11 protein-coding genes are annotated in these 13,049 nt (G+C 40.3%); all 11 read right to left on the bottom strand.

What is annotated here, in order from left to right; genetic code table 11:
* Nucleotides 1-51: 51 nt before the first annotated feature.
* A complete protein-coding gene (locus FFU37_RS09445) occupies nucleotides 52-1,962 on the bottom strand; it encodes an aminotransferase class V-fold PLP-dependent enzyme (RefSeq protein WP_033021837.1) in 1,911 nt (636 codons plus the stop codon).
* A 541-nt stretch (nucleotides 1,963-2,503) separates the two neighbouring features.
* Complete coding sequence (locus FFU37_RS09440) at nucleotides 2,504-3,505, bottom strand: hypothetical protein (protein ID WP_138489361.1); 1,002 nt, start codon at nucleotides 3,503-3,505, stop codon at nucleotides 2,504-2,506.
* A 255-nt stretch (nucleotides 3,506-3,760) separates the two neighbouring features.
* Nucleotides 3,761-3,946, bottom strand: coding sequence for a hypothetical protein (locus FFU37_RS09435; protein WP_024594843.1), 186 nt, complete (start codon nucleotides 3,944-3,946; stop codon nucleotides 3,761-3,763).
* Between the two features lie 182 nt (nucleotides 3,947-4,128).
* Nucleotides 4,129-4,761, bottom strand: a complete 633-nt coding sequence (nth, locus tag FFU37_RS09430) for an endonuclease III (protein ID WP_138489360.1) — start codon at nucleotides 4,759-4,761, stop codon at nucleotides 4,129-4,131.
* A gap of 49 nt (nucleotides 4,762-4,810) precedes the next feature.
* Nucleotides 4,811-5,509, bottom strand: coding sequence for an electron transport complex subunit E (locus FFU37_RS09425; RefSeq protein WP_010553676.1), 699 nt, complete (start codon nucleotides 5,507-5,509; stop codon nucleotides 4,811-4,813).
* Entirely contained in the window at nucleotides 5,506-6,147 is a 642-nt protein-coding gene (rsxG, locus tag FFU37_RS09420) for an electron transport complex subunit RsxG (protein WP_138489359.1), read from the bottom strand. The genes FFU37_RS09425 and rsxG overlap by 4 nt, the downstream gene beginning before the upstream one ends.
* Nucleotides 6,144-7,202 (bottom strand): electron transport complex subunit RsxD, encoded by a 1,059-nt coding sequence (rsxD, locus tag FFU37_RS09415; RefSeq protein ID WP_138489358.1) that lies wholly within the window; start codon nucleotides 7,200-7,202, stop codon nucleotides 6,144-6,146. The genes rsxG and rsxD overlap by 4 nt, the downstream gene beginning before the upstream one ends.
* On the bottom strand, nucleotides 7,199-9,733 hold the full coding sequence (gene rsxC, locus FFU37_RS09410; protein WP_138489357.1) for an electron transport complex subunit RsxC: 2,535 nt from the start codon (nucleotides 9,731-9,733) through the stop codon (nucleotides 7,199-7,201). Before rsxC ends, rsxD begins: the two co-directional genes overlap by 4 nt.
* Before the next feature lie 8 nt (nucleotides 9,734-9,741).
* The gene (rsxB, locus tag FFU37_RS09405) at nucleotides 9,742-10,296 is read right to left on the bottom strand and encodes an electron transport complex subunit RsxB (protein WP_007585357.1); all 555 of its coding nucleotides are present in this window, start codon (nucleotides 10,294-10,296) and stop codon (nucleotides 9,742-9,744) included.
* Nucleotide 10,297: 1 nt separating this feature from the next.
* Nucleotides 10,298-10,879 carry an electron transport complex subunit RsxA gene (gene rsxA / locus FFU37_RS09400; RefSeq protein ID WP_008172491.1) on the bottom strand — a complete coding sequence of 194 codons (582 nt, stop codon included), beginning with the start codon at nucleotides 10,877-10,879 and terminating at the stop codon, nucleotides 10,298-10,300.
* Nucleotides 10,880-11,091: 212 nt separating this feature from the next.
* A complete protein-coding gene (locus tag FFU37_RS09395; protein ID WP_039487283.1) occupies nucleotides 11,092-13,035 on the bottom strand; it encodes an EAL domain-containing protein in 1,944 nt (647 codons plus the stop codon).
* Nucleotides 13,036-13,049 lie beyond the last annotated feature (14 nt).

Here is a 13,049-nt window from a genome sequence, read left to right as displayed (position 1 = left end):
CGTATATAAGCAGATTGGTATTATTATCGAGATAGTATTAAACCAATACCTTTATTTTTTAACCTTACCCTTAAGAACATAAATTTCACCATCGAAACTGCCTTGAATAGTCAGTCCTTGGCTTGCCAACTCTTGCAAATATTCAACATGATCATCAGTAATATGCTGACCTGGGACTAAAAGCGGAATGCCCGGTGGATATGGAGTAACTAAACCTGCACAAATGCGGTTGTTACTTTTGCTAATAGGCACAGATTCGCGGTCGCCATAAAAAGCATCGCTTGGAATACACGCCAAGTCTATGGCTGGTAAATTTTCAGGTAAGCGAGCTCTACGCGTCGATTTCGATAGTTTTACTTTACCGCTGTCTAGTTTTTTCAATGCATTGTACAAACGAATTATTTTTGAGCGCGTGCCGCCAAGCGTCAGTAAAACCAAAATGGTGCTGTGTGTGTATTTTTCTATCTCTAGCCCAATTTCATCCAGTAGATATTTATGAATATCTTTTAATGAGTAAGGTAGCTCACTAATATCAATAAGGATCTTTAATGGGTCGTGGCCCATATTATCACCACTAAAATGCGGGAATATTTCCATAAAGTCTTGCTTAGCTAATACTTTAATTTGCTTAAGCGAGGCCATCTGTTGTTTAAACTCCTCAACATGATTTAGCAGCGCATTGAGCAGCTTATAGCCTTCCATCTCTAATTGCTTTTGGCACACGTCAAGCGATGCAATAAGCTGATATTTAGGCGATGTACTAGCGTAGATACTATAAATCTCTCGAAAGAAATCGGCATCAAAATCGGGATCGTTAATATGAATATAAGACGCTTGAGAAAACGCCGATACTACTTTATGCGCCGAATGCGTAATGTAGTCAGCCCCTGCATGTATCGCAGAATAATGACGAAAGCTAGGATGAAACAAAGAGTATGCAAACCAGGCTTCATCTATAAATACCTTAATACCATATTGATGAGCATAATCTACGACTTGTTTTAGGTCGCTAAGTAAGCCATCGTAAGTACAACCGGTAAGCACTAGTAATTTAGCATCAGTATTGTTTTCAATTGCTAACTTGATGTCGGCCAACGATGGTGGCGCGAAAATGCCATATTTTGGATTTAAGATACTCGCCAAGTAAATGGGGTAACTAGCTGATTGCAAGATGCCATAGTGTACTGATTTATGGCAATTACGGTCGACAATTACTTTATCTCCTTTACGCAGGAGCGTCTGCAAGATGATTTTATTTGAGGTAGATGAACCATTTGTAACAAAGTAGGTGTGCTTAACTTCAAACGTCGCCGCTGCTGATTCTTGAGCGCGACCAATGGTATTGGTGCTGTCTGATAATGAACCTAGCGAGTCTACCGAAACCGACAGGTCGCCAACAAATACATTGCGGCCGTAAAACTGATAAAAATCTTTGATGTAAGGTGAGTTTCTAAAGCTAGAACCCCCACTATGACCCGGTGTATGCCAAGAGTCGTTTGCTTCACCAACGTAACGACGATACGCCGTCCAAAATGGGGTTTCAGAGCGGTCGTCAAAATCGTTAATCATATAACCTAAAATAGCTTCTGGGTCAGAAATCACTTCATCTTTAAAAAAGAATGATTCGATTTCTTCTGATTCGTTTACGATCTCCAGCCCTTTAGTGTCGTCGCCAATAACATAAACCGGTAACTCAAGACGAATTGCCTTTAAATCCTCGATAAAGCGGCTATACATCCGCTCACCCACTTTGTTGTGCATATCCCAGCTTAGAACTACGGCTTGAATATCACCATCTTCCTCTACACATTCCAGCGCGTGTTTAAGCTCGAGGCATTCAATAATATCGATATGAATATCATCTCGCTCAAAGTTAGGAATGGTCTTTGACAGATTAGTTGAAAGCCCTTGTAAGGTGGCTGGGTCTTGCTCAATTATCAAGATACGAAGTAGAGGTAGCATAGAGGGTTTCGCAATATAATTTTATAATGCTCACTAGCATAACCAAAGGAATGTAACTTGTGAAATTAATACTTTGATAATATTCTAATAATTGTTTTATTTCATTGGCTACTACAAATAAGAGGCGCAATGAAATTCATGTGTTTTCTGTTTGCATCGTAAGCATACAGATTTTGATCATTATCAACGACAATATACCTCCCTTAAAGTTTTATACCACTAAAGTATAAAAATCATACTTATTTGATGGGTAGTTTTGTGCCAGTGTAGGTCGAATAAGCGAAACGCCATCCGACACAGTAAAATACCTTACCAATTATTATCAGCATTTCATGTTGTCGAGTGGCTGGAGAGTGCCATGATCGGACATTGGTCATCTATACAATGTACATTGCATGACGCGACCCCTGCGGATTTCGAAATATGAATAAGTCTTAAATTAAACTTTAAGATTTGTTTAACAGATCTCAATCAAATCTAACTGTCGTATATGCGCCAGAAGCTAATCTTCAACGCCAACATATGCGGCATGATGTTCTTGCTATATGAAGTTGCAATGCTTCTCGATGAACTCTTGCGGATTACACACGACTGTCGAACAATCAACGTATGCGAAACACGCTTTAGCCTTTTTGACAAAGTTTATGTCACCTGAAATCAAGAAGCTTACCCCCAAAGCTGACACTGCATGTTGCATATCATTATTTGAAGCATTGAAACGATCTTTACCCTTTTTGGTTCTGGTAAAATCATCAGCGTGATAACCAGCCCAATTCATTAGACTATATGCACGCGCAACGGCATTTTGCGGTGTGTCCTCAAAGTAATCTGCAAAATCAAAACTATTATTTTCCAATTTAAACGTTGCTTCAATAGCATTTACCACATCCTTGATCTCAATGCTTTTTACTTCCAATGCTTTAATGCTCGGCATCTCTCTAAATTGTTGAGGCCCTAATTGTTGCTCATTAGCAATATTAGGCGCTTGTAACGAGGACAATTTTGTTCTCAACTCATCCAGTTGACTATGCATATTTACGAAATAGCTTCTTAACGGTTCATTAAGTTTTTCGAGGTCAATCGAATCCAATTGCGATTCACAATTAAAAATTAAAGTGCCCAAGTTCACCTTTAACTTCTCGTTGATTTCGGAAAAGCTTTCATCAATCGGCAACCCCGAAATTTTACGAGAAGATAACTGGCTAATCTCCATTAGACTAGTAATACCGAGGTCTGCATTTGATTTTTTGTTTTCTAGGTGTGCGTACCATATATTATCTGGCTCTTGGTTGCTAAGTGTATGTTGTAATGGCTCAATATATTTAGCATCTAATTCAGCTAGAATATCGATATGTTCTTGGCGATATTCAGCCTTTGGAATTTGCAAAATTTCATCAAGAGTAACATGAGAATAAACGACCGTTATTTGTTCAGATTTGAGAGCATGTTTAAGTAGTCTGAATAAGTCGTTTGGAGACTCATCTATTTTACGTTGACGTAAATCACTCAATGTATTTTGATCTAAATAGATCACGAAACCCATTGAAACACCTCCATTTATATAGCAGCTTATTGAACACCATTTTTGTGGTTCATAACACATCAAAACGAAATAACTATAACTTTTTTAGTGTCTGTTTTTCGCTCACAGCCGATCTTCGCAAAAGTGCCAATTGCGGACATTGTTAACGCTCGGCTAATACGCCTTGCACTGGCGGGCTTTTTGCGTTGCTTGCTAAAAGTGTGGCAGCTGGCAATGTCGGATTTAGATGCTTGTTAGCAATACATTCTGTTGCGGCTAACCTGTCACCTTGGACAAGAACATGAAAAAGCCACCCAACAGAATAATTGCAATGATGACTATAGCTGTGAGCGTCTTCGATTGAAGCATTGATTCAATTAAACCGACTTCAGTTTGCATTTTAATTAGGTCTTTTGGCTCAACATCTTCTTTAATGCGAGGGTTATTTGTTTCGTTATTCATTGGCAACTCCATATGCAAAATATTCGTGTCTTACTAACAGCTTATTAAACACCATTTTGGCGGCTTATAACACACCAAAACGGCGTCTAATAATGTTATTGGACAAAATTAGATTTCTACTCAAAGCACTAGAATAAATTTAACTTTTCCAATGACCGCTCCTCGCTCAAGGCAGCCTGTAGTTACTCTGTTTTATCTTTAAACTCACATAAGTCTTCAATAATACAGCTGCCACACTTTGGTTTACGTGCTACGCAGGTGTAGCGCCCGTGTAGTATCAGCCAATGATGCACGTCTACTTTAAATTCTTTTGGTACAACCTTTTCAAGCTTTTGTTCTACAGCTACAACATCTTTACCCATGGCAAGCTTTGTACGGTTAGATACACGAAATATGTGTGTATCTACGGCTATTACAGGCCAGCCAAAGGCGGTATTGAGTACAACATTAGCGGTTTTACGGCCAACGCCTGGTAGGGCTTCTAGGGCTTCACGATTTTCTGGCACGATGCTGTTATGTTCATCCACCAAAATTTGGCACATTTTGTAAACGTTGGCAGCTTTAGAATTAAATAAGCCGATGGTTTTTATATAATCACGCAGTGTATCGTGACCTATATCTAAAATGGCTTGTGGCGTATTAGCAACAGGGAACAACTTTCGAGTGGCTTTATTAACGCCTACATCGGTTGCTTGCGCTGAGAGTGTTACTGCTACTAGTAACTCAAACGGGCTTGAATATTCAAGCTCAGTAACTGGGTGCGGATTATCGTCGCGCAGGCGCGACAGTATTTGGTGACGTTTTTCTTTATTCATGCAACTTAAAACGTATTAGTGCTAATTGTTGCTCTAATACGTTTTCCCCTTAAGTTAAGCTAGTAACACGTGCTCGAGGGCCTTTTTCAGCCTCTGGCGGTGCAATTTGCTTTGATTTTATTTGTGCGTCAATTACGTTTTTTGCAGCAATAAGCAGCCCAAGTCCTAAAAAGGCACCCGGTGGTAAAATTGCGAGTAAAAATTGGTTATCAAAGTTAAATACTTCTATGCGCAAGCTCTGTGCCCATGGGCCAAGTAATAAGTCGGCACCGTCAAACAGCGTACCTTGGCCAATTAATTCGCGCATAGTACCTAATACTAACAGTACAGCCATAAAGCCTAAGCCCATCATTAAGCCGTCAAATGCTGATAAATGAACAGGGTTTTTAGAGGCATATGCTTCGGCGCGGCCAATAATGGCGCAGTTAGTTACAATCAACGGAATAAAAATTCCCAATGATTGATATAAACCAAAGGTATAAGCGTTCATAAGTAATTGAACTATGGTTACAAAGCCCGCGATGATCATTACAAATACAGGTATACGAATATCTTTTGGCACCCAGTTACGCACAATTGATACGGTAACATTAGAGCCTATTAGTACGAGTAAAGTTGCTAAGCCTAAACCTAAGGCATTTGTTACAGTTGAGGTAACGGCAAGCAGTGGACATAAACCTAAAAGCTGCACAAGGGCAGGGTTATTTACCCATACACCTTCTTTGTATAATGTTTTTAACTCACTCATTTAGCTACCTCCATACATTCGGCATTAGGTGCTGCAAAAATATCATCAAAATTAGTTTGTGCGAACAATACGGCATTTTTAACAGAGCCCACAACAGCACGTGGCGTTATGGTCGCGCCTGTAAATTGATCAAACTGGCCGCCATCTTTTTTTACAGCCCAGCGAGCGTCTTCTTCGCCTTCAACCGTTAAGCTTTTAAATGTTGTGATCCAAAGTGATTTTTTAACTTCTACTTTGTCGCCTAAACCAGGGGTTTCTTCGTGTTTAGTCGTACGAACGCCAGCAATAGTGCCATCGCTCAATACAGCTGTTAATAAGTTAATATCGCCACTGTAGCCGTTTGGCGTAACATGCCTAATAACAACAGCGACTGGTTTATTGTTTTTACGAGCACGGTAAATTACTTGGTTTGCGTGTGGGCCTAGTTTTTCGTCAGTAATAACTACGCAATCTTGTGATAATTGATTGTCGTACGATTTTGGGTCGAGCACTTCTTGTAGCTGCGCAGTAAGTTGTAGCTGTTCTTGCTCTGCAATTTTATCGGCAGTAAGTGCATTGATCGAGGCAACTAAGCCTGTTGTTGCTAATGCAAACGCAGTTAAAATAGCACCATTTTTAGCCATTGACGAAATGATCATTTTACTGCTCCATGGCCATAAGTACGTGGCTGTGTGTAGTAGTCTATTAGTGGCACTGCAATATTAATCAATAATACGCTAAATGCGATGGCATCAGGAAAACCACCAAAGGTACGAATTAAATAAATTAGTAAGCCAATTAGCGCGCCATATATTAAGCGCCCTTTGTTAGTTGTTGCTGCAGATACCGGATCGGTTGCTATAAAAAAGGCCCCCATCATAGTGGCACCACTTAATAAGTGAAATAGGGTGCCCGGCTCTGTACCAGGTGATGCGATATAACCAATAGCACTACATATAGCTAAACTTGCGATAAAACTTACAGGAATATGCCAGTTAATTATTTTTGCTTTTAATAAGTATAAACCACCCACTAAAAAGCCTAAGTTAACCCACACCCAACCAAGGCCAGCCCATTCGTTAAATAATGGTTTTTGCATGCTTTCGGTAACGGTTAAACCGTGGGCTATGTCTGTTTTAACAGTATCCAGCGGTGTTGCCATTGTTAGGCCATCAACCCCTGCACGTACTTGATCTAGGCTAAACCCAGAGGCCGTAAAATCGGTGAATATTAGCCTTAGCTGATCAGCAAAGCCTATTGGCGTATTTATTAAATCGGTAACAGGCAACCATGCGGTCATTTGTACCGGAAACGAAACTAAAAGCAGTACATAAGCCGCCATTGCTGGATTGAATAAGTTAAACCCAAGGCCGCCATAAAGCTGTTTAACTATAACAATAGAAAATAAACAGCCAATAACGATTATCCACCAAGGCGCAAGTGGTGGAATACTCAGTGCCAATAACACGGCAGTAAGCCACGCACTGCCATCACTTAATGCAGGCCAAACAGGGCGCTTTCGTATTAGCATTATTGCAGCTTCAAATACGCTTACAGCAACAAGCGCTAGTACCAGTTGAATAAGTACACCTGTTCCAAAAAAGAAAACTTGAGCAATTAGCCCAGGAATACACGCAGCAATAACGCTAAGCATTAATCGCGTTAACGATTTATGGCTGTGATTATGCGGCGAACTGGCCATGGTTAATTTCATGACTGATTATTTCCTTCTTTTTGTAACTTTTTAGCTTTTGCTCTCGCAATTGCAGCAGCCACGGCGGCTTTTTTCTTATCGTCGGCTGATTTAGGTTTATCTGCGTTAATAAGATCTGATGAGTCATCGGTGTTACTTTCTGCACTCTTAGGTGCTGCGCTATCAACTTGTAGCTCTTGGGGCTGAGTTTGTTCAGTATCTTCTAGTGCTTTAGCTGCTTTTTTAGCATCAGCAGGCGTATCGCTTTGTGGCTCTTCACTTGTGGTTTGCTCGGTTTCTTCTAATGCTTTAGCTGCTTTTTTAGCTTTAGCACGCGCAATAGCTGCCGCTACTGCTGCCTTTTTATCATCAACAGGGGCATCAGTTTGTGGCTCTTCACTCACGGTTTGCTCAGCTTCTTCTAATGCTTTAGCCGCTTTTTTAGCTTTTGCACGAGCTATAGCCGCCGCTACAGCTGCTTTTTTGTCATCAACAGGGGCATCAGTTTGTGGCGCTTCACTCAGGGTTTGCTCAGCTTCTTCTAATGCTTTAGCCGCTTTTTTAGCTTTTGCACGAGCTATGGCCGCCGCTACTGCTGCCTTTTTGTCATCAACAGGCGTATCGCTTTGTGGCTCTTCACTTGTTGTTTGTTCAGCGTTATCTAATGCTTGTGCTGCCTTTTTGGCTTTAGCACGCGTAATGGCTGCAGCTACCGCTGCTTTTTTATCATCAACGGGTGCCGCGCTTTGTGGCTCTTCATTTGTTGTTTGTTCAGCGTTATCTAATGCTTGTGCTGCCTTTTTGGCTTTAGCGCGAGCAATGGCTGCAGCGACTGCTGATTTTTTATCATCAACGGGTGTAGTCTCGGCCGATTCATCTGTTTGCGATTTTTGCTCTTTATATTTACGCGCTTGTTCTTTACGTAGTGCGCGCTCTTTTGCTACTTCGCTGTTGTCTGGCTCTAGTTCTTCGCCTTGTTGCTTTTTAGCTTTAGCGCGTGCAATAGCGGCAGCAACAGCAGATTTTTCATCGCCGTTATCTGATTTATTTTTAACACGGGCTAGTGCCTCAGCTACTTTTTGCTTTTCGTCAGCAGATTTAGCAGCAGGTTTGCGTTTATGGCGGTTTTGGCGTTCTTCTTGCTCACGCTCTAAACGTTCTTTTCGGGCATCAAAACGCTCTTTTGCTCTGTCGGCTTTAATTTTGTCAGCTTGTTGTTCTTTAATTTCAACTTTGGCTATACGGTAGTACTGTACAAGAGGGATTTCGCTTGGGCACACGTATGCACAAGCACCACATTCAATACAATCAAATAAATTGTGCTCTTGTAGTTTGTCGTACTCTTTTGATTTAGCAAACCACTGCAATTGCTGTGGCAGTAAAGAAGCAGGGCAGGCATCAGCACAGGCGCTACAACGTATACAGGCTTTTTCAGGGCCGGGTTCCGCTAGCTCTTTATGATCAGGCGCTAAAATACAGTTGGTTGTTTTAACTATGCCAATACGTACTGTGGGTAGTGTAAAGCCCATCATTGGGCCGCCCATCACAACACTTTGCTGCGGCACAGGTGAAAAGCCTTGGCAATCTAGTAAATGCTTTATTTCAGTACCAAGTAGTGCCCATACATTTCCAGGTTTATGAATAGTGTTGCCTGTTACTGTAACTATACGCTCAATCAGCGGTTTACCTTCATAAACGGCTTGTTGTACGGCAAACAAAGTACCCGTGTTATGCACTAAAATACCAATATCGGCTGGAATACCAATGCTAGGAACTTCACGGTTAGTAAGTAATTTAATTAATTGCTTTTCACCGCCAGATGGATAAATAGTTGGCACCGTTTGAATAATAATTTTTGAGTTATGCTCAGCTGCTTGCTTCATTGCTGCAATAGCTTCAGGCTTGTTATCTTCTATACCCACAATGCACAGTGTTGGGTTTAAAAGTTGCTGCATTATTTCAATGCCTTGGATAACTTCTTTAGCGTGTTCGCGCATTAAAACGTCATCGGCAGTAATATAAGGTTCGCACTCAACTGCATTTACAATCAAAAATTCGATAGGTTGCTTGGTATCTGCTTTTACATAAGTAGGAAAACCAGCACCACCCATACCGCTAATACCGGCTTGGTGAATAATATTTATAAGCTCGTCATGACTAAGCTCAGCAGGATTTTTATTTTTATTTAGAGCTACCCATTCGTCTTTGCCGTCTGGTTCAATAATAACACTTAGTTCAGGCAGGGCCGATGGATGTGCTGATGGCATAGGTGCAATATCAGTAACCACACCAGAGCTTGGCGCATGCACAGGTACCGACCAGTTAGCAGCAGGCTCTGTTAGTGGTTGGCCTTTTAATACGTGTTGGCCTTTTTCTACAAGTAACTTACCATTTGCGCCTATATGCTGCTTAAGCGCAACAATGAGTTTGTCGGGCAAAGGTAGGCGAGTGATACTCGCACTATTAGAGAGTGATTTTTGTTGTGGTGGGTGTATGCCGCCAGGAAATGCCCACACGGTGCCTTTTTTTATTTGTTCAAGTAACTTGTCCACTCAAACCTCTAATCTATTTGTGTAACAGGAATAGCGTCTAGCTGCCATTTCCAGTTTTGTTTAGTTTCGGCTACAGGTAGCATATCAATGCAATCTACAGGGCAAGGCTCAACACATAAATCACAGCCAGTACATTCATCAATTAACACGGTATGCATTTGACGAGTTGCGCCTAAAATAGCGTCAACTGGGCAGGCTTGAATACATTTGGTACAGCCAATACATTCATCTTCGCGAATATAAGCCACTGTTTTTATAGGTTCTGCTTGCTCGCCACCGGCAAGTGGTTTTTCATCAACCCCCATTAAGCCGGCAAGCTTTTTCATGGTAGATTCGCCGCCTGGTGGGCATTTATTTATTTCATCGCCATTAGCTATGGCTTCGGCGTAAGGGCGGCAGCCCGGGTAGCCACATTGTCCGCATTGAGTTTGCGGTAAAATCGTATCTATTTGCTCAACAATAGGGTTACCTTCAACGCGAAAGCGAATTGCTGCAAACCCTAAAATAAGTCCAAAAATGAGTGCTAGCGAACCAATCGCTATCAAGGCATAAAACAAGGTCATATTAAAACTTCACTAATCCAGTAAAACCCATAAACGCCATCGACATTAAGCCTGCAGTGATCATTGCAATAGAGGCGCCTTTAAAAGGCGTAGGAACGTCAGCAGCTGCTAAACGCTCTCGTAGTGCTGCAAACAATACAAGCACTAAAGAAAAACCAACCGCAGCACCAAAACCATATACCGCAGATTGTAAAAACGAATGATCTTCTTTGATATTTAATAAAGCCACACCTAATACCGCACAGTTAGTGGTGATCAGCGGTAAAAATATGCCTAATAAACGATATAGAGTAGGGCTGGTTTTACGCACAACCATTTCGGTAAATTGCACTACAACGGCAATCACTAAAATAAAGCTCATGGTGCGTAAAAAGGCGATATCCAGAGGGATTAAAATATATTGATTAACCAAATAGCTAGTTACAGAGGCAAGGGTAAGCACAAACGTGGTTGCCAAAGACATACCAATCGCCGTATCAAGCTTACCTGATACGCCCATAAACGGACATAAGCCTAAAAATTGTACTAATACAAAGTTATTAACCAGAACGGTTCCAATCAATAACAAGACATATTCTGTCATGTGTGCCTCACGCTATTAAAGTCCTGCTTATTATCCTTTTTTCTGCCCCGATAAACAACATTTGCGAGTCGTTATCAGTTAAATAAACGCAAGGACAAACATATTGATCACAAGGCTGTAAAATTAATGTGATTTTGATGTAAGGGATTAGTCAAATAGCAGAAACAAAAAAAGAGCAACGAATGCTCTTTTTTGTATTAATTGAAAACTAATTAAATGTCTTTAGGTTTTTCTATGTAATAACCTTGAACGCCATCTAAACACAACGTTTCTATAATGTGTTTCTCTTCTTGGCTCTCAACGCCTTCAGCAAATACGCTAACACCAATGCGGTGGGCTAAATCGACCATTAAGCGCATAAAGTACTGATTATTTTTATCATCTTCTAGGCCGCGAGTATAACTTGCATCCATTTTAATAAAATCAGGTTTTAAATCGCGGAAAAACTTAAATGAAGTTAAGCCAACACCAAAACGTTCAACAGTTACGCGTGCGCCAACACGGTGAACCATGTCGATAAAGCGCTTACTAGCTTTGATGTTTTGCTGTAAACCAAACTCGCTCACCTCAAATACTAGTTTAGATGCAATATGCGTATCTTTCAATAATCGGCGCTCTAGCCAAATTACAAACTGATCGTTGTGTGCACTTGAGGCTGTTACGTTTAAACCAAAAAACTTTTCAGATAAATTACGGCTTTTAACTTTTTCAAGAGAAGAGTCGATGATCAGGCGATCAATTTCTATTGCCATATCAAGTTTTTCGGCCATTGCTAAAAAAGAAGCGGTAGGCAGTACTTGATTGTCTTCTGTTTTAAATCGAACTTGTACTTCAGCGTAGGCTTTTATGCTTTTACCAAGCGGCATAATGTTTTGCATCACTAAATGCACACGCTTAGATTCAATAACTTCCTTAATAACCTTACGCCAGTTTTGATTACCAAACCCCGCACTTACGTTATTAACTAAATCGGTTTCGCGTTGTACGTGCCATGCATTAACTTGCTTTGACTGCGCCATGCTCATCGCGTTATCAACAACAGAAAGTAGTTCGCCTAACGGTTTACCTTTTTCGTAACCTACAATACCCGTATTAGCTACCGAGCTTAACTCTTGGTTTTGTTGGTACTGCGTGAAGCGCGATTGCAGGTTTTCACCAAAGCGCTCAGCTTCTTTTAAAGGAATGTGGGGGAGTACTACCGCAAAATCAGAGCTGTTTAATCTAAATACTTGGCTACCCGTGTAAGTGCCGCTTATGTGCTTAATAATATCAGCAACGCCTTTAACGTACTCGTCACCTTTTTGATAACCACGGCTTTGGTTTATAGCTTGTAGTTCGCTACAACGAACCATAGCTAAAGAGCCAAATGTACTTTGCTCAGTGTTTTCAATATTTTTTTCGTAGTACTCAACAAACATATTACGATTACCAAGCGAGGTAATTACATCTTTGTACGCTTCATGCTTGATAGTCATAGCAGCGCTTTGTATGTCTTCGTTTTTGTTTTTTAAAAAATGTGATAACCGATTAAAACTAGGTACTAAATCTTTTCCCATTTTTTTCAATCGAGTGCCATCTAGTGCTGTTTCTAAATCATTATCAAGTTGGTTTTGATTGATATAAATATCGATAATGTCAGCAACTGTTGTACTTATATTTTTATTTAAATGATAAAAAATAGATTTCATTAGAATTATTGGAATAATAACTAAAATGGCAGAAATCAAAATAACAATAAAAAGGGACGTTTGTAGCTGCGACGCTAAATGCTCAATGTTAAGTACAAATTCAACTTTTATATCTGCGGCATCGTTTACAGCAAACTGTGGGCGTACAGAGTTAAAGTTAGAGAGTACAAAATCAGCAAACATTGGTAATTGAGTAGGGGGGTTAATGCTAAATACTTCAGCACCTTGGTAATCTCTTAGAGTAAAGCTTGAAAACGTATTACCATCTGCAATTGATTGTTTTAAATTTTGAGCAGAAATATCGTCTAAAGAAAGGTCATTAATATACTTAGTAACAGTTGTTTGTGCATTTTTTTGTGCATCACTTACCGCAGTATCAAAGCTTATAGATATGAAGTAGCTTCCTGCTGCAACACACAATAACCAAGAGATAATTTGTATAAAAATAAGTTTTTTAAATCCAGCCATGTTTTCAGTCTTTT

Source organism: Pseudoalteromonas distincta (assembly GCF_005877035.1).
Taxonomy (GTDB): domain Bacteria; phylum Pseudomonadota; class Gammaproteobacteria; order Enterobacterales; family Alteromonadaceae; genus Pseudoalteromonas; species Pseudoalteromonas distincta.
Note: the sequence above shows the minus strand (reverse complement) of the source record. Positions and strands in the feature narration are given on the sequence as shown.

Coding starts and splice junctions, on each gene's coding strand:
- FFU37_RS09445 (WP_033021837.1), bottom strand. CDS start 1,962: ATGCTACCTCTACTTCGTATCTTGATAATTGAGCAAGACCCAGCCACC.
- FFU37_RS09440 (WP_138489361.1), bottom strand. CDS start 3,505: ATGGGTTTCGTGATCTATTTAGATCAAAATACATTGAGTGATTTACGT.
- FFU37_RS09435 (WP_024594843.1), bottom strand. CDS start 3,946: ATGAATAACGAAACAAATAACCCTCGCATTAAAGAAGATGTTGAGCCA.
- nth (WP_138489360.1), bottom strand. CDS start 4,761: ATGAATAAAGAAAAACGTCACCAAATACTGTCGCGCCTGCGCGACGAT.
- FFU37_RS09425 (WP_010553676.1), bottom strand. CDS start 5,509: ATGAGTGAGTTAAAAACATTATACAAAGAAGGTGTATGGGTAAATAAC.
- rsxG (WP_138489359.1), bottom strand. CDS start 6,147: ATGATCATTTCGTCAATGGCTAAAAATGGTGCTATTTTAACTGCGTTT.
- rsxD (WP_138489358.1), bottom strand. CDS start 7,202: ATGAAATTAACCATGGCCAGTTCGCCGCATAATCACAGCCATAAATCG.
- rsxB (WP_007585357.1), bottom strand. CDS start 10,296: ATGACCTTGTTTTATGCCTTGATAGCGATTGGTTCGCTAGCACTCATT.
- rsxA (WP_008172491.1), bottom strand. CDS start 10,879: ATGACAGAATATGTCTTGTTATTGATTGGAACCGTTCTGGTTAATAAC.
- FFU37_RS09395 (WP_039487283.1), bottom strand. CDS start 13,035: ATGGCTGGATTTAAAAAACTTATTTTTATACAAATTATCTCTTGGTTA.